Origin of the sequence: Telluria mixta, assembly GCF_029223865.1 — a bacterium.
Lineage (GTDB): Bacteria > Pseudomonadota > Gammaproteobacteria > Burkholderiales > Burkholderiaceae_D > Telluria > Telluria mixta.
This window is the reverse complement of record NZ_CP119520.1, coordinates 3,211,018-3,226,753: the sequence shown is the minus strand read 5'-3', so window position 1 is coordinate 3,226,753 and position 15,736 is coordinate 3,211,018. Positions and strand designations below refer to the sequence as shown.

At 65.0% G+C, this 15,736-nt stretch carries 14 protein-coding genes; 7 read left to right on the top strand and 7 right to left on the bottom strand.

Annotated elements, in window-relative coordinates; all coding sequences use genetic code 11:
• Window position 1: 1 nt before the first annotated feature.
• Window positions 2-1,354, bottom strand: coding sequence for an RNA-guided endonuclease InsQ/TnpB family protein (locus P0M04_RS14335; RefSeq protein ID WP_259449929.1), 1,353 nt, complete (start codon window positions 1,352-1,354; stop codon window positions 2-4).
• The gene (locus P0M04_RS32875; RefSeq protein WP_371877333.1) at window positions 1,326-1,508 is read right to left on the bottom strand and encodes a MerR family transcriptional regulator; all 183 of its coding nucleotides are present in this window, start codon (window positions 1,506-1,508) and stop codon (window positions 1,326-1,328) included. Before P0M04_RS32875 ends, P0M04_RS14335 begins: the two co-directional genes overlap by 29 nt.
• A 197-nt stretch (window positions 1,509-1,705) precedes the next feature.
• On the opposite strand from P0M04_RS32875, the gene aqpZ (P0M04_RS14330) reads away from it, so the two are divergent.
• Entirely contained in the window at window positions 1,706-2,434 is a 729-nt protein-coding gene (gene aqpZ / locus P0M04_RS14330; RefSeq protein WP_259449928.1) for an aquaporin Z, read from the top strand.
• Between the two features lie 142 nt (window positions 2,435-2,576).
• Window positions 2,577-3,323: an aquaporin Z gene (aqpZ, locus tag P0M04_RS14325; RefSeq protein WP_281042416.1), complete on the top strand. Its 747-nt coding sequence runs from the start codon at window positions 2,577-2,579 to the stop codon at window positions 3,321-3,323.
• Here aqpZ (P0M04_RS14325) and P0M04_RS14320 read toward each other — a convergent pair whose 3' ends face one another.
• Together P0M04_RS14320 and P0M04_RS14315 are read right to left on the bottom strand one after the other, a co-directional pair.
• A complete protein-coding gene (locus tag P0M04_RS14320; protein WP_259449926.1) occupies window positions 3,324-3,629 on the bottom strand; it encodes an amidohydrolase family protein in 306 nt (101 codons plus the stop codon). It abuts the gene before it with no gap.
• A complete protein-coding gene (locus tag P0M04_RS14315; RefSeq protein ID WP_259449925.1) occupies window positions 3,586-4,236 on the bottom strand; it encodes a CCXG family PEP-CTERM protein in 651 nt (216 codons plus the stop codon). Before P0M04_RS14315 ends, P0M04_RS14320 begins: the two co-directional genes overlap by 44 nt.
• 133 nt (window positions 4,237-4,369) lie before the next feature.
• Here P0M04_RS14315 and P0M04_RS14310 point away from each other — a divergent pair, with 133 nt between their 5' ends.
• A complete protein-coding gene (locus P0M04_RS14310) occupies window positions 4,370-4,714 on the top strand; it encodes a hypothetical protein (RefSeq protein ID WP_259449924.1) in 345 nt (114 codons plus the stop codon).
• Here P0M04_RS14310 and P0M04_RS14305 read toward each other — a convergent pair whose 3' ends face one another.
• Window positions 4,715-5,593 carry an NAD(P)-dependent oxidoreductase gene (locus P0M04_RS14305; protein ID WP_259449923.1) on the bottom strand — a complete coding sequence of 293 codons (879 nt, stop codon included), beginning with the start codon at window positions 5,591-5,593 and terminating at the stop codon, window positions 4,715-4,717.
• 321 nt (window positions 5,594-5,914) lie between these two features.
• Between P0M04_RS14305 and P0M04_RS14300 the strand changes: the two genes are divergently transcribed.
• Together P0M04_RS14300 and P0M04_RS14295 are read left to right on the top strand one after the other, a co-directional pair.
• The gene (locus P0M04_RS14300) at window positions 5,915-8,359 is read left to right on the top strand and encodes an alginate lyase family protein (protein WP_259449922.1); all 2,445 of its coding nucleotides are present in this window, start codon (window positions 5,915-5,917) and stop codon (window positions 8,357-8,359) included.
• A gap of 125 nt (window positions 8,360-8,484) precedes the next feature.
• Window positions 8,485-8,925: a potassium channel family protein gene (locus P0M04_RS14295; RefSeq protein ID WP_259449921.1), complete on the top strand. Its 441-nt coding sequence runs from the start codon at window positions 8,485-8,487 to the stop codon at window positions 8,923-8,925.
• A 14-nt stretch (window positions 8,926-8,939) separates the two neighbouring features.
• Here P0M04_RS14295 and P0M04_RS14290 read toward each other — a convergent pair whose 3' ends face one another.
• Window positions 8,940-10,637, bottom strand: coding sequence for a tetratricopeptide repeat protein (locus P0M04_RS14290; RefSeq protein WP_259449920.1), 1,698 nt, complete (start codon window positions 10,635-10,637; stop codon window positions 8,940-8,942).
• A 383-nt stretch (window positions 10,638-11,020) separates the two neighbouring features.
• Here P0M04_RS14290 and P0M04_RS14285 point away from each other — a divergent pair, with 383 nt between their 5' ends.
• Complete coding sequence (locus tag P0M04_RS14285; RefSeq protein ID WP_259449919.1) at window positions 11,021-13,468, top strand: discoidin domain-containing protein; 2,448 nt, start codon at window positions 11,021-11,023, stop codon at window positions 13,466-13,468.
• A 46-nt stretch (window positions 13,469-13,514) separates the two neighbouring features.
• Here the strand turns inward: P0M04_RS14285 and P0M04_RS14280 are convergent, their stop codons facing one another.
• Entirely contained in the window at window positions 13,515-14,327 is an 813-nt protein-coding gene (locus tag P0M04_RS14280; RefSeq protein ID WP_259449918.1) for a class I SAM-dependent methyltransferase, read from the bottom strand.
• A gap of 207 nt (window positions 14,328-14,534) precedes the next feature.
• Here P0M04_RS14280 and P0M04_RS14275 point away from each other — a divergent pair, with 207 nt between their 5' ends.
• Window positions 14,535-15,566, top strand: coding sequence for a S41 family peptidase (locus tag P0M04_RS14275; RefSeq protein WP_259449917.1), 1,032 nt, complete (start codon window positions 14,535-14,537; stop codon window positions 15,564-15,566).
• Window positions 15,567-15,736: the final 170 nt, after the last annotated feature.

Sequence of the window (15,736 nt, the reverse complement as noted above, 5' to 3'; positions counted from 1 at the left end):
GCTATCGATTACGTGTGCAAATGTGCACAGCGTTCTCTTCCTGCCCCAAGCCGTCCTGCTGACCGTGCTCGTGCCTGACAGGCGTCACTTCCCCGCCTCCCGCCGGCATCAGGCCGGCGGCAGTGCCACGCGTTACCGCCTGGCTCGCCTCGGGTAGCGCCGTGCGCGCCGCGAAGGCGCCGGTGGCGAGCCGTTGCAGGTTGATGGCCGCGTTCACGTCGCGGTCGTGCCGCGCGCCGCAATCGGAGCAGCTCCACGCCCGGTCACCCAGCGCCAGCGCCGCGTTGCGGATACCGCATTCCGAACACAGTTTGCTGGACGGGTACCAGCGGTCGGCAAGCACGATTTGCGTACCGTAGCGCTCCGACTTGTACGTCAGCTGGCGCCGGAATTCGTAAAAGCCGACATCGGCGATCGCGCGTGCCAGTCGCGCATTGGCCAGCATGCCGTGCACGTTCAGGTCTTCGATCACCAGTACTTGGTTCTCGCGGCACAGCCGGGTCGTGAGCTTATGGGTGAAATCCCGGCGCACGCGCGCGATGCGCGCCTGCAGCCGCGCCAGCGCCAGCGCGCCTTTGGTCCGGTTCTTCGATACAGGCAGGCGCGTGCCCTTGCCGATCCGGCCGACGATCCCGGCCGCGGCCTTGGCCGCCTCGAGTTTGCGCGACTGTCGGCGCGAGCGGATGCGCAGGCGCCGCAGCGCCGCCTTCAACGGCTGGGGCGCCGCGATCTTTTCGCCGCTGGACAGCGTTGCCGCGCTGGTCACGCCCAGGTCGAGGCCGGTGACGGCGTTGCCCGTGCGGCGCCGCCGGGCAAGGCGGTCCGGCACGTCGACCTGAATCGCCAGGTACCAGTGACCGGCGTCGCGCGAGACACTCGCGCCCATGATCTTGCCGCCCCAACGTAGGACCTCGCGCAGTGCGACGCGGCCCACCTTCGGCAGCACGGCGCTGCGTCCCTCGAGCCGGAATTTGTCGTTCGCGAGGTAAAAACTCTCGGCCGAGCGGCCCTTCTTCTTGAAACGCGGCGCGTGTGCTGGCTGGCCCGTGCGGCGCTGCTCGAAGTAACGGCGCCACGCCTTCGCGAGGTTGGCGAACGGCTGGGCGTGGGCGTCGCGGTGGATGGCGCGCAGCCACGGCTTGCCGTCGGCGTCGAGCCATTCGGGATCGGAATACTTGATGCGGTTGAACGCCTTCTTGAGCGCCATCGCGTTTGGCCGCAGGCCGACGGCTGTCTGGCGGTTCCACTCGGCGAGTGCCCAGTTCCAGACCCGGCGGGCGGTGCCGGCCGCGCGCGCGAAATAGTCGCGCTGGGCCGCTGTCGCGTCAATCCTGATCCGGTGCGCCAGCATCATGGTCACTCTCCATGGCCGCACGTAGCTGGCGGCGTCGGTTGCTGGCGGTGCGGGCGACTGGTACCAGTCGGCACTCGCGCTCCCACTGGTGAAGCGTCTTGACGGTGATTCCCAGCAGTCTGGCGGCCTCGCCTGCGCCTATCGTCTTTTCCATGATCACGATTGGACACGTTCAATCACGTCTAGTTCGACCAGAGTCGCACTCCTTCGGGATTGAACCCGCCGAGCTTAGCAAATGGCGCTGACGGAAAAGCCGCGAAATGTAACGATGTCAACCATCATTTTATTGCAACATTGTTGTTGTACTATTTCCTTTGGGACAGTCGTGCCCCTTTTTCAGGAGATCACACCATGTTTCGTAAATGCTTTGCCGAGTTCCTCGGCACGTTCTGGCTCGTGCTGGGCGGCTGCGGCAGCGCCGTGCTGGCGGCCAAATTCGCCGACGTCGGCATCGGCCTCGCGGGCGTCTCGCTCGCCTTCGGCCTGACCGTGCTGACGGGCGCCTACGCGTTCGGCCCCATTTCGGGCGGCCACTTCAATCCGGCCGTCACGGTGGGCCTGTGGGCCGGCGGCCGTTTCCCCGCACGCCACATCGCCCCCTACATCGTCATGCAGGTCTGCGGCGCCGTCGCGGCGGCGGCCGTGCTGTATACGGTCGCGAGCGGCAAACCGGGCTTCGACCTCGCCGGCGGCTTCGCCTCCAACGGCTATGGCGAACACTCGCCGGGCGGCTACTCGCTCGGCGCCGCGCTCGTCACGGAGCTGGTCATGACGTTCATGTTCGTGCTGATCATCCTCGGCGCGACGCACACGCGCGCGCCGGTCGGCTTTGCCGGCCTGGCGATCGGCCTGGCGCTGACGCTGATCCACCTGATCAGCATCCCCGTCACCAACACGTCCGTCAACCCGGCCCGCAGCACGGGCCCCGCACTGTTCGTCGGCGGCTGGGCGGTCGCGCAACTGTGGCTGTTCTGGCTCGCGCCGCTGGCGGGCGGCGTGCTGGGCGGCGCCGTGTACCGCATCCTGCTCGAACGCGACGAGACCGAGCCGGCGGTGGAAGGACGTCCGGTCCGCACCTGAACGCCGGCCGAACAGGGCGCACAGGGCGCACAGGCGGGCTGCTGCACGATTTTGCTGGCGGCCCGCCGCGCGGCACCTAGAATGATACGAGCGTCATGCCCGCGGGCGCGGCGACGTGGCGCCCTCATTCCGGGAGGTTGCCATGTATCGTAAATGTCTCGCCGAATTCATCGGCACGTTCTGGCTCGTGCTGGGCGGCTGCGGCAGTGCCGTGCTGGCCGCGACATTCCCCGACGTCGGCATCGGCTTCACCGGCGTCGCGCTGGCCTTCGGGCTCACCGTGCTGACGGGCGCCTACGCGCTCGGCCCGGTCTCCGGTGGCCACTTCAATCCGGCCGTGACGGTCGGACTCTGGGCCGGCGGGCGCTTCCCTGCCCGCCAGATCGGCCCGTACATCCTCGTGCAGGTCGCCGGCGCCATCGCCGCCGCGGCCGTCCTGTACGCCATCGCGAGCGGCAAGCCGGGCTTCGATGCGGCGGCCGGCTTCGCCGCCAACGGCTATGGCGCGCACTCGCCCGGCAACTTCTCGCTGGGGTCGGCGCTGATCACCGAATTGGTCATGACGTTCATGTTCGTGCTGATCATCCTCGGCGCGACGCACGCGCGCGCGCCGGTCGGCTTTGCCGGCCTCGCGATCGGGCTGGCGCTGACGCTGGTCCACCTGATCAGCATCCCCGTGACCAACACGTCCGTCAATCCCGCCCGCAGCACGGGGCCCGCGCTGTTCGCCGGCAGCTGGGCGCTTGCACAGTTGTGGCTGTTCTGGCTCGCGCCGCTACTGGGCGGTGTATTGGCCGGCATGTTGTACCGCGCCGTGCTGGAACGCGATGTGCCCGAGCCGGCCGTGGAAGGCCAGCCCGACGTTGGCCTGCGGCCGGCCCACCGCTGATCAGCGCGCGGCGTTCCTGCGTACGACGATCCCGTCCTTCATCACGAACACCGGCCGCTCGGTCACCGTGATGTCGGCGATGGGATTGCCCGGCACGGCCACGACGTCCGCCAGCTTGCCCGCTTCCAGCGTGCCGACACGGTCGATGGTACCCAGCAGCCGGGCCGCGTTGGCGGTGCCGGCCAGCAGCGACTGCGCGGGCGTCAGGCCGTTCTCGACCATGTAGCGGAACTCGCGCGCGTTGGTGCCGTGCGCGATCGGATTACGCTGACTTGCGGCGACGGCGGCGGATGAGGGCCATCGCACCGGCACCCAGGCCGAACGTCGCGATGCTGACCGGTTCCGGCACGGCGTTCAGCTTGTCGTTGCCGGCGAACGTCGCATAGGCGGAGGCATTCGCGGCCTTGAACTGGGCCTGCATGGCGCCGTCGCAGCAGCCTTCCAGGCCGTAGATCTTCACGATGTGGTTGCCGGCCGCGAGGTTGATCGCACCCTGCAGGCTGCCGTTGGCCGCGCTGTAGCTGTTGGCCCACCACATGTCGTGCGTGTTGTAGCCGAGCGCGACGCCGTCGACGAACAGGGCGCCGCCGAAGCCGAAGTCGACGCCGGTGCGGAAGTTCCACGTGCCGGCCTGCGCCGCGGTGACGCCGAAATTGATCGTGGACTCGAAGGCGTAGTTGCTGATCCCGCCGAAGTAATTCTTGACCGCCAGGTTGTCGTACACTGCGACGGACTTGCTGCCCTTGTACGCGGCAGGATTGGCGATCGCGGCGTCCACGGCCAGCTTGTACGCAGCCGCACTCGCCTGTGCCGCGGGCGACGTCGCCGCCACCTGTACGGTGATGACGCTGGCGTTGGCATTGAAGGCAAGGCTGGCAAGCAGGGCAAGGGCGAATCGGGAGCGCACGTTCATCGCAGATTTCCTTAATTTGTTTAACTTAGATCAATATATCATTCCAAAAAGAACTTTGTCATTACAGAAAGTAATCTTTGTTGTTTTTATTTTATCCAACGTCAATGCGACGCAACACAACCGGCCTCCATCCATGACGCCACGCTGCCAATCGGTTTCCGCGAACTTCCTGATGGGTGCAGGCATCCTGCCCCTGGCCCTGTACATCGCCTGGGTCGCCGCCTTCCTGATCACGACCGTGCCCGGCCAACCGCCTCGCATCCCGATCATCGATCCCATCGGCATGATCGGTCTCGGCATGTTCGTGTACCTCGGCTCGTCCATCGTCGCCGGGCTGGGCATCGTGTGGTCATGGCTGTTGGCGCGGGCCTACCCGGAGCGGCGCACGCGCTGGGCACTGGCCCTGCGCGCCATCGTCGTGCTGGTGCTGGTGCTGCCGTTTGCTTTTAACTTCCTGGCCAGCATGCACCTCGTGTAATCAGCCCAATCGACCCCGCCGCGCCGCGTGCTTGCCCAGCGCGGCCAGGTCGAGATCGGCATCGCCCTGCGCGACCGCATCCTGCAGGGTCGCCTTCAGGGTCTCGCCGAACGCCAGCGGCAGGCCCTTGCCCTGTCCTGCTTCCACCGCGAGGCGCACGTCCTTCAGGCCCAGCGCCAGCCTGAATCCCGCCGGGGAGTAGCGCTCCTCGGCGATCATCGCGCCATAGCCCTTGTAGACGGGCGAGCCGGCGAACAGCGTGCCCGTGACGAGGTCGATGAAATCCGCGGCCGGCACGCCGTGCGCGCGGGCCAGCGCGGCGCCCTCGCCCGTCGCTTCGATCGCGCAGGCGAGCATGAGGTTGCACGCGAGCTTGATCGCATTCGCCTGTTCCGGCTCGCTGCCGAAGCGCCACGTTTTCTGCCCCATCAGGTCGAACAGCGGCTGCACCCGCGCGATCAATTCGTCGCTGCCGCCGGCGAGGATGTTCAGCTTGCCCGCCTGCGCGACATCCACGCGGCCCAGCACGGGCGCGGCGACGTAGCCGACGCCGCGCTCGACGTGCAGCGCCGCCATCTCGCGCGCGAATGCGACGGAGACGGTGGCCATGTTGACGTGGATGCTGCCGGGCGCCATCGCGGCCAGCACGCCGCCGTCCAGCAGCACGGCGCGCGTCGCGTCATCGTCCGCGAGCATGGTGAAGACGACGTCGGCGATGCCGCACTCGGCGGGCGTGGCGGCCGGCTTCGCGCCCAGTGCCGCGAGCGCCTGCACGGGTTCGGGGCTGCGGTTCCAGACGTGGACGGGCTGGCCGGACTTCAGCAGATTGGCGGCCATGTGGTGGCCCATGCTGCCCAGGCCGATGAATGCGATGCTCATGCGTGCTCCTTTGTTCAAGTCCGTGCCCGCCTGCGGGCCAAAGCGGTATTAAACCAGCAATCCGCAGGCAAACTGTGTTCCAAACGTTGTTATCGTTAACTTGATATAACTTAAATATACAAACGAAACATAACGTGCGGGGTGATACGCCCTCCATAATTCATAAGTTTTTTGCTCGCACAAATATCTCGCATGCTTGCGAGACCACGGGCAAGGCGACGGGGACGCCCGGGACGCCCTTGAACGTGACAGTCCCGGCGCGCGAGCTCGTGAGGCTGAGGTCGGCGCCGGTTAATGATGTTCACTCATGAAGGGGTACCGATGAAACATAGTTCTAGAGAACCGTCCATAGGCATCCGACACATCCTCGCAACGCTGCTCCTGGCGAGCACCGCCGCGCTGCCGGGTCATGGCTCGGCGCAGGTCACCGGTTTCACGCATCCGGGCACGCCGCTCACCGTCTCCGATCTCGCGACGCTCAAGTCCTACGTCAATCAAGGCAGGCAGCCGTGGAAGTCCGGCTATGACCAATTGAAGGCCGACGGCAAATCGCAGTCCACCTACGTCATGGCGGGTCCATTCGCGACCGTGAGCCGCAGCCCCGACGTGAATCTCTGGCCATGGCGCAACGACATGATTGCCGTCTGGAATCTCTCGCGGATGTGGTATTTCACCGGCAACGACGCCTACGCAAAGAAGGCGCACGACATCCTGATCGCGTGGGCCACCAACCAGACGGCGTTCTCGGGCAGCGAATCGATGCTCGACCTGGGCGACTATGCCTACCGGTTCGTGGGCGGCGCGGACATCCTGCGCGGCACCTGGCCGGGTTGGACGGCCAGCGACACGGCCACGGTGAAGGCCTATTTCGCCAATGTCCTGATTCCGGCATCGAACCCTTACGGCGAAAACATGTTCGGCGCCGCCAACAAGGGCGCACTGGCCCTGAACGCGCTCGGATTGATGGCCATCTTCAATGACGACACCGCGTTGCTGGACCGGGTCGTTGCCCAGACCCGCACCCTCGCGCACATCGGCCTGCGCAGTTCCAACGACATCGGCATGCTCGGCGACTCCCTGCGCGACCAGGGGCACGCGCATGGACAACTGCTGTCGCTGACCATGCTCGCCGAAGCACTGTGGAAACAGGGCATCGACGTCTATGCCGATCTCGACGAGCGCCTGCTGGCGGCAGGGGAATACTTCGCGCGGGTGAACGAGCTCGCGCCCACGCCCTTCCTCCCGTTCGGCACGACCGATGCGTACTACATCGCCGACAACACCAACCGCGGCTGGGGCGGCGGGAACATCGCGCTCAATATAGTTCATGGCGCCTACGTCGTCCGCAAGGGCATGCCGGCCCCCTACATCGCGCAACGACGCCTGTGGATGCCGGTGGACAGCACCAGCTTCATGTTCATGAAGGACGTCGACACCTCGACGGCCACGCCCGCGCCGGCGCTCGCCATTCCCGCAACCACGTCGATTACGTCGGGCTTGAATGATATCGATATCGGAAACAGCGCCCCGGCTGGCACGTCCTCGTACGCCAACGGCACATGGACCGTGAAGGGCGCGGGCGCCGACAGCTGGGGCACGGTCGATGGCGGCCACTTCGCCTATAAGGCCCTCACCGGCGACGGCGCCATCATCGCGAAAGTCGAGACGATCCAGAACACCAGCCCATACGCCAAGGCGGGCGTGATGATGCGCACCGGCCTGGTCCAGGGCGCCCCGCGCGCCACGATGCTCGTGACGAACCAGGTCAAGGTCGAACAGAACATGCCGAACCTCTCGGTGTACGGCGGCACGAACTACGGCAACAAGGCGCTTCCCATCGCGAATACCGTACCCTCTTACTGGGTGAAGCTCGAACGTATCGGCAACATGATCACCGGCTACCTGTCGCCCGACGGCACCAACTGGGCCGCCACCGACGTCGGCCGTATCGACGGCACGCTGCCCGCCACGATCTATGCCGGCCTGGCGGTCGTCTCGCACGCCAACGGCACGCTGAACACCTCCACCTTCAGCAACGTCCAGGTCACGGGTGGCAACGGTGGCGCGCCGGCCGTCATCCCGGCCGCGCCCGCCACGCTGCTGGCCGAGCCGGGCGATGGCGCCGTCCCGCTGCGCTGGCAGCAGTCCTTCGGTGCGACCAGCTACACGGTGAAGCGCTCCACGTTCAGCGGCGGCCCCTACACGCCCATCGCATCGGGCGTTACGGGCGGCAGCTACACGGATAATGCGGTGAGCAACGGCATGACCTACTACTACACCGTCACCGCGACCAACGCCGCCGGCACGAGCGCCAATTCTCCCGAGGACAGCGCCACGCCGGTCCATCCGCTGACGAACGTCGCCACCGGCGGCAGCGCCACCGACGGCGCGAACAACGCGGCCAACGCCGGCCAGGCCTTCGACAAGAACTCGGCGACGAAATGGCTCTACGGGGCCCCGACCGGCTGGCTGAAGTACGACCTGGGCCACACGGAGACCGTCCTGCGCTACACGGTCATCAGCGCCAGCGACATGGCCCCGCGCGATCCGAAGGACTGGCAGTTCCAGGGCTCCAACGACGGCGTCGGCTGGACAACGCTCGACGCGCAAAGCGGCCAGGTGTTCGTCAACCGTCTCCAGCCGAAAAGCTACCCGGTCGCGGGTGGGGGCGCATATCGCTGGTATCGGCTCAACATCACGGCCAATAATGGCGATACCGCCTCGACGGCCTTGTCGGAGCTTGGGCTGTTTGCTGCGAAGCCGTGATACGCGGCAGGCGCCAGACGTAAAGAAGACCGGGACGCGCAGTCCCGGTTTTTTTCATCGCGAGCACGCACCGCCGAGCTTTGCTATGCTCCCCTGCATCGAACATCGTCCCGGAAAGTCAGAGCATGGGCATCGCCATCGCCGCCTGCGCATTCCTGCTGATCGCCACGACCGTGATCCACTACGAGGTCCTGCGCCTGATGACGACGGCGCTGCCCGCGTTGCGCATCCCGCCGCGCATGCGGCTCGTGTTCGTGATCGTCGGCGCGTTCGGCGCGCACTTCATCGAAATCCTGCTGTACGGCCTCGCCTACTACCTGCTCGCGACCCGCTTCGGCATCGGCCCGATGGGCGATCCCGGCCCGCTGCCGTTCACACGCTGCCTGTACTTCTCCGCCGAGACCTACACGACGCTGGGCTACGGCGACGTGCTGCCGCACGGCGACCTGCGCCTGCTGGCGGGCATGCAGGCGCTGAACGGGATGCTGCTCATCGGGTGGACGGCGTCGTACACCTATTTGTCGATGGAGCGGTTGTGGGATGACGCCGGACGCCGCCGGTCATAGATCAACGCGGGGTCCTACCGTCGGCTGTGCATCCACGACCGGGCGCCGGGAACCGTCGTGCGTTCCGCCCGCATCGCCGCCAGCAGTTCATCCCGCGGCACGCCCTTCTCCAGCCTGGCGAGCCAGATCGTTGCCCATGCGGCGCTGTCGGTATCCCGCGTGTTGCGCGCCAGCGTATTGAACACCTGATAGGCGCCGGCGGCATCTCCCAGCCATGCCTGCGCCAGCGCGGCCGCGCGCGCGAACGCGAAGACATCGTGCCCGTGGCGCCAGGCGTCGATTGCCCTGGTCATGTCCTTGTCGGTCGGCTGCGTGCCCATGAGCCCGACGCGGAACAGCGCGTACGACACGTCGGGCGCTTCCGGCGCCAGCAGGGCGGCCTCCGTCAGGCTGGCACGGGCCGCCGCCAGCCGCTCCTGCCTGTCGGCCCCCGCCCGTTCCGCCAGCTTCGCGTACGCCAGGCCCAGCAGATAATACGGCTCGGGATTGTACGGATCGTTTTCGACGGCGTGCGTCAGGTAGCCGATGGCATCAAGGGGATCGCCCCACTCGACCTGGGCGCGGCTCAGCGAGATCCGGGCAAGATCGACGGCGGGCGCCTGCGCTGCCTTCTGCTGCAAGCGCGCCAGCATTGCCCTGCCGTGGGCGGGCGCGGGGCAGGTCTTCAGCGCGGCGTTGTCGAGCACGAACTCGCCCTCGATGCGGCTCAGGCGGGTGAACTCGATGTGGGCGCGAGGCAGGTCGGGCACCTCGACCTGGAGGATCTTCATGGACATCCTGCGGTAACGCCACATCGCCGTATCGAGTTCCTGTCCCGACAGGCCAAATATGTCGGCAAAAGAATCGGCGGGATCGCCGCCCTCGTTGACCCGTTCGAGATACCTGGCCATCTTGTTGCGGTTGTCCTCGGACGAGAGCATGTAGTGCACGAGATTGAACGCGCGTCCGAGGAATTCCGATTGCAGGTAATGCGCGTTCGTGCCGACCGCAAACCTCCCGGCCGGCGAGCGGTCGTGCAGGACGTCGTCGAACCGCAGGCGCCTGGTCCAGCCCGCGTCGATCAACTGCAGCAGATCGTAGGACGTGCCAGCATCGCGGCCGACCAGCATCTGGTTGTCGGTGAATCGCATGCCGCCGAAATACGCATCGAAGCCGGCAAAGAACCATACGGGTGCGCGGATGCGCGTATGGCGGTACAGGAAGTTATCGGCGTATATCCAGAAATTCGTCATCAGCGTGTAATCGTCCTCCGGTCGGAGCAGCGACGCATTGTCCAGCTTCCAGCTCTTTGCCTTGCTGAACGTGAACGCGAGCGTCCCGGAGGGACAGATGCTGGTCAGGGCGGTGGCAGAGCTGTCGATCGCACCCAGCTCCGGCGGCAAGTCCGGCCGCCCCTGGAAGTACAGCGTGAACTTGGGCAGCGCCTCCCGCCCATCCAGGAACGGCTTCAGGTACAGGCGCAGCACGGCGTCGAGCCGTTCCAGGTTGTTGACCAGTTCGATGACATCGTCGGGGTCGTCGTTCGAATAGACGATCAGGTGCTGGCTCACGATCCGGAACCATGCCGACGGATCGCGCACGCCCTTGACGATGACCGTGGACGAATCGTGTTTGCCCTTGACGATCACCTTCGGGGGCTCGTTGCCGGACGCGTGCGCAGGCACGAGGGCGATCGTCATGAGCAGCGAAACAACGTGTTTGTAGTTGGCCATGCGCGTCTTTCTTTTTTTGGGACGGACAGCGACGACCAACATAGCAGATGGACTGCCGGTTGAAATGCGCACATTCCCACCTTATCCACGTTAACAAAACCGGGTGCGCACGACATTGCAAGATGAACCACACCAAAGTCAACGTTAATGTTAAATTAATGAGACAGTTACCCACATACCTACGTAAACTTATTGCCGCATGGAAATATGACTGCCATAATTTAATAGTTTGACGCTCGAACGAAAACCTCTCTTCCCTCTGAGGCGAGGCTGCGGGCAAGGCGACGGGGACGCCCGGGACGCCCTTGAACGTGACATTTTCGGGGCGCGCTGTCGCAATCACGGCAGCGCGCCGTTTGGATGTTCATTAATGAAGGCTACCGATGAAAAATAGTTCCACGATGTTTGGCCGCACCCGTCTTGCCGCCGCACTGCTCATGCTGAGCACCGCCGTGCTGCCGGGTTACGGTACGGCGCAGGTCACCGGTTTCACCCATCCGGGCACGCCGCTCACTGTCTCCGATCTCACGACGCTCAAGTCGTACGTCGATCAAGGCAGGCAGCCATGGAAGTCCGCCTACGACCAGTTGAAGAACGACGGCAAGGCCAGGACCACCTACGTCATGGCGGGACCGTACGCGACCGTGAGCCGCGCCCCCGACGTGAACCTCTGGCCGTGGCGCAACGACATGGTCGCGATCTGGAATCTGTCGCGGATGTGGTATTTCACCGGCAACAAGGACTACGCGAAGAAGGCGCACGACATCCTGATGCAGTGGGCCACCGTCCAGACCGAATTCGCGGGCCGCGAGTCGATGCTCGACCTGGGCGACTACGCCTACATGTTCGTGGGTGGCGCGGATATCCTGCGCGGCACGTGGCCGGACTGGACGGACGCCGACACGGCCACGGTGAAGGCCTATTTCGCCAACGTCCTGATTCCGGCATCGAACCCGTATGGCGACAACATGTTCGGCGCCGCCAACAAGGGCGCGCTGGCCCTGAACGCGCTCGGGTTGATGGCCATCTTCAATGACGACACCGAGCTGCTGAACCGGGTCGTCGCCCAGACCCGCACGCTCGCCCACGTCGGCCTGCGCAGTTCCAACGACATCGGCATGCTCGGCGACTCCCTGCGCGATCAGGGACACTTTCACGGGCAGCTCAAATCGCTGGTCATGCTCGCCGAAGCGCTGTGGAAGCAAGGCATCGACGTCTATTCGGATTTCGACAACCGCCTGCTGGCGGCGGGCGAATATTTCGCGCGGGTGAACGAGCTCGAGCCCACGCCCTTCCTCCCGTTCGGCACCACCGACGCCTACTACATCGCCGACAACACGAACCGTGGGTGGAACGGCTGGGGGGGCGGGAACATCGTGCTCAACCAGATCCATGGCGCGTACGTCGTCCGCAAGGGCATGCAGGCACCGTTCATCGCGCAGCGTCGCCAGTGGATGCCGGTGGACAGCGGCAGCTTCGTGTTCCTGAAGGACGTCGACACGTCGACGGCGACGCCTCCGCCGCCACTGGCCATTCCCGCGACCGCATCGATCACGTCGGGCCTGACCGATGTCGACATCGGGGGCGCCGCTCCGGCCGGCTCGGCCACCTACGCCGACGGCAAATGGACGGTGAAAGGCGGAGGCGCCGAGATCTGGGGTGGGAACGACAGCTGCCACTTCGCGTACCAGGCGCTCACCGGCGACGGCGCGATCATCGCGAAAGTGGAATCGCTCCAGAACACCAGCCCGTCCGCGAAAGCAGGCGTCATGATGCGCACGAGCCTGGCCCAAGGCGCGCCGCGCGCCTGGATGGCCATCACCAACCGGATCCAGGCCGAACAGAACATGCAGAATCTCGCCGTGTACGGCGGCAACAACTACGGGAACAAGGTCCTTCCCATCGCCAGCGCCACTGCCTCTTACTGGGTGAAGCTCGAGCGCATCGGCAACATGATTACCGGCTACCTGTCTCCCGACGGCACCAACTGGGCCGCGACCGACGTGGGCCGCATCGACGGTCCGCTGCCCGATACGATCTATGTCGGCCTGGTCGTTTCCTCGGTCGCCAACGGCACGCTGAACAGCTCCACCTTCAGCAACGTCCAGGTCACGGGCGGAGACGGTGGCGCGCCGGCCGTCATCCCCGCCGCGCCCGCCACGCTGCTGGCCGAGCCGGGTGACGGCGTCGTCCCGCTACGCTGGCAGCAGTCCTTCGGGGCCACCGGCTACACGGTCCTGCGTTCCACCGCCAGCGGCGGCCCCTACACGACCATCGCGGCCAATGTCACGGGTGGCAGCTACATCGACACGTCGGTGACCAACGGCACGACCTACTACTACACCGTCACAGCAACGAACGCCGCCGGCACGAGCGCGAACTCCGCCGAGGACAGCGCCACGCCGGTGCATCCGCTAGTGAACGTCGCTACCGGCGGCACGCCCAACGACAGCAGGAACAACGCGGCCAACTCCGGCAACGCCTTCGACCGGAACTCGGGGTCGTACTGGTTCTACTCGGGCGTGATGGGCTGGCTGCAGTATGACCTCGGCCACACGGAGACGGTGCAGCGCTACACGGTCATCAGCGCCAACGACAAGATCGGGCGCGACCCGAAGGACTGGCAGTTCCAGGGCTCCAACGACGGCGTGAACTGGACGACGCTCGACACGCAAAGCGGCCAGGCGTTCGCCAACCGCTTCCAGTTGAACAGCTACACGGTCGCGAGCCCGGGCGCGTATCGCTGGTACCGGCTCAACATCACGTCCAATAACGGCGATACCGGCTTTACGGATCTCGCTGAAATTGGACTGTTTGCGGCCAAGCCGTGACGATTCGACCGGCGTAAAAAAACCGGGACACGCGTGTCCCGGTTTTTTATGGCTTCACGAACTTGAGCGTCATACGGTCGCTCTCGCCGATCGCCCGGTATTTGTCGCGGTCCTGGTCGCGGTTGGTCAGGGTCGGCGGCAGGGCCCACACGCCGCCCTTGTGGTCGGCCTTGTCCTTCGGGTTGGCGTTGATGTCGGATTTGGCGGCCAGCTTGAAGCCGACGCTTTCCGCCATCTTGATCACATAGGACTCGTGCACATAGCCGCTCGAGGCCTTCGCATCCTGCGGCATTGCTTCGGGCAGGCGATGTTCTTCGATGCCCAGCACCCCGCCCGGCTTCAGGCTGGTGTAGGCGGCCTTGAACACGCTCTTGAGCGCTTCGTCGCCGCCCCCCTCGATCCAGTTATGCAGGTTGCGGAAGGTGACCACCATGTCGACGCTGCCGGGGGCCGCGAAGTTGTAGGTCGACGGCGGCTCGAACACGCCCTGCACGACCTTGCCGAAGACTGCCGGGTTGGCGTCCAGCTTCTGCTTGAAGGCGACGGTGGAGCGCTTCGCCGGATCGAAGGCCGCGCCTGCGGCGATCAGCTTGCCGTTATCGCGCAGGTAGGGCGCCAGGATCTCGGTGTACCAGCCGCCACCCGGCGTCAGCTCGACCACGGTCATGTTCGGCTTGATGCCAAAGAACGTCAGGGTTTCATAGGGATGGCGCCACTGGTCGCGCGCCGCGTTGTTGCTGCTCCGATGGCTGCCGGCGATGGCCGCACGCAGCTGTGCGTCATCGGCCTTGTCGGCTGCCTGCGCGAGGCCGGCCAGGCCGCCCGCCAGCAGGCCGGCGGCCAGGATGAATCGTTTCATTGTGTCGTCTCCAGGGTCGAGGGCAGCGGCGTCATGCCGCGCCGCCCGGCAATCATCGGCGACCACCTACTTGTCGTCAAGCCAATATGCACGCCGGATAATTGCCAAAGATACTACCATTTGATAGTAATTTTTGTGCTACTCTGATTTCACTTCATTACCCATACAATGAAGTAATCGTTTCCTATACACTGCCAAAGGAAAAAAATGAAAAAGAAATGGATCCTCGTATCGTGTTTGCTGCTGCTGACCGCACTCGGCGCCCATGCCGTCACGCCCGAGCCGCCGCCCAAGGTTGCTGTCGACAGCGCGATGCGCGTGCAAGCGATCGATGCGCTCGTGGCAAAGCTGAACGATCACTATGTCTTTCCCGACCGGGCCAAACAGGTCGAAACGGTCCTGCGCCAGCGCCAGCGCGAGGGCAAGTACGATGGGATCACGGATGGCGAACAACTGGCAAAACAGCTCACGGCCGATCTTGCCGACGTCCTTCATGACAAGCACTTGTTCGTCGGATTCAACCCCGGGCTGGTGCAGCCCGACCGTGTAGACGGGCCGCCACCGAAATCGCTGGCCGAGTGGGAACGAATGGCGCCCCCCGATGTGCGCCAGCATGTGCTCGCGTCCAGCCTTGGCGTGGAAAAAGTCGATCACCTGAGCCCCAGGATCGGCTACCTCGACATTTCCGGCTTTCCGCCGCCTTTCCTTGTGGGACCAAGATACGCCGCAGCGATGGACAAGCTCGCCGACACCGACGGCCTGATCGTCGACCTGCGCAACAACCACGGCGGCACACCAGACGGGGTGGTTTTGCTGGTCAGCTATTTCGTCGATGCGCGTACGCGCCTCAATGACATCTGGGACCGTGATACCGGCGTCACCACGCAGCAATGGACGATCGACCAGCTGGACGGCAAGCGTTATGGTGGCAAGAAGCCGGTCCTGATCCTGACGGGCCCCGGCACGATGTCGGCCGGCGAGGACTTCGCCTACACGATGCAGGCACTGAAACGCGCCACGCTGATCGGCGAGCGGACCTGGGGCGGCGCCCACCCCACGCGTCCCTTCCGCCTTGCGGACCATTTTTTCGCCGCGATACCCAATGCGCGCACCATCAGTCCCATTACCCATACCAACTGGGAGGGCGTGGGCGTCGTACCGGATATCGCAGCAACGCCGGACAAGGCGCTTGCGATGGCGAAAGACATGCTGCAACGCCGGCTTCACGGAACGAATTGACCGTGGACTCGAAATAAAAAAAACCGGGACACATGGTCCCGGTTTTTTTTCGACGTCATGAAATGCTTGCAAGAACCCCGAGCGGAATGCATGGAACTTAATTCGAAACTGTGGAATTGCGTGACATTTGTATTTAACTTTATGAAATACAATCAAATGCCGACTGTGGA

What these genes read in the sequence shown, in the direction of transcription:
- aqpZ (WP_281042416.1), top strand. Translation starts at nt 2,577, where the DNA reads ATGTATCGTAAATGTCTCGCCGAATTCATCGGCACGTTCTGGCTCGTG.
- P0M04_RS14315 (WP_259449925.1), bottom strand. Translation starts at nt 4,236, where the DNA reads ATGAACGTGCGCTCCCGATTCGCCCTTGCCCTGCTTGCCAGCCTTGCC.
- aqpZ (WP_259449928.1), top strand. Translation starts at nt 1,706, where the DNA reads ATGTTTCGTAAATGCTTTGCCGAGTTCCTCGGCACGTTCTGGCTCGTG.
- P0M04_RS14275 (WP_259449917.1), top strand. Translation starts at nt 14,535, where the DNA reads ATGAAAAAGAAATGGATCCTCGTATCGTGTTTGCTGCTGCTGACCGCA.
- P0M04_RS14305 (WP_259449923.1), bottom strand. Translation starts at nt 5,593, where the DNA reads ATGAGCATCGCATTCATCGGCCTGGGCAGCATGGGCCACCACATGGCC.
- P0M04_RS14285 (WP_259449919.1), top strand. Translation starts at nt 11,021, where the DNA reads ATGAAAAATAGTTCCACGATGTTTGGCCGCACCCGTCTTGCCGCCGCA.
- P0M04_RS14280 (WP_259449918.1), bottom strand. Translation starts at nt 14,327, where the DNA reads ATGAAACGATTCATCCTGGCCGCCGGCCTGCTGGCGGGCGGCCTGGCC.
- P0M04_RS14300 (WP_259449922.1), top strand. Translation starts at nt 5,915, where the DNA reads ATGAAACATAGTTCTAGAGAACCGTCCATAGGCATCCGACACATCCTC.
- P0M04_RS14335 (WP_259449929.1), bottom strand. Translation starts at nt 1,354, where the DNA reads ATGATGCTGGCGCACCGGATCAGGATTGACGCGACAGCGGCCCAGCGC.
- P0M04_RS32875 (WP_371877333.1), bottom strand. Translation starts at nt 1,508, where the DNA reads ATGGAAAAGACGATAGGCGCAGGCGAGGCCGCCAGACTGCTGGGAATC.
- P0M04_RS14290 (WP_259449920.1), bottom strand. Translation starts at nt 10,637, where the DNA reads ATGGCCAACTACAAACACGTTGTTTCGCTGCTCATGACGATCGCCCTC.
- P0M04_RS14310 (WP_259449924.1), top strand. Translation starts at nt 4,370, where the DNA reads ATGACGCCACGCTGCCAATCGGTTTCCGCGAACTTCCTGATGGGTGCA.
- P0M04_RS14295 (WP_259449921.1), top strand. Translation starts at nt 8,485, where the DNA reads ATGGGCATCGCCATCGCCGCCTGCGCATTCCTGCTGATCGCCACGACC.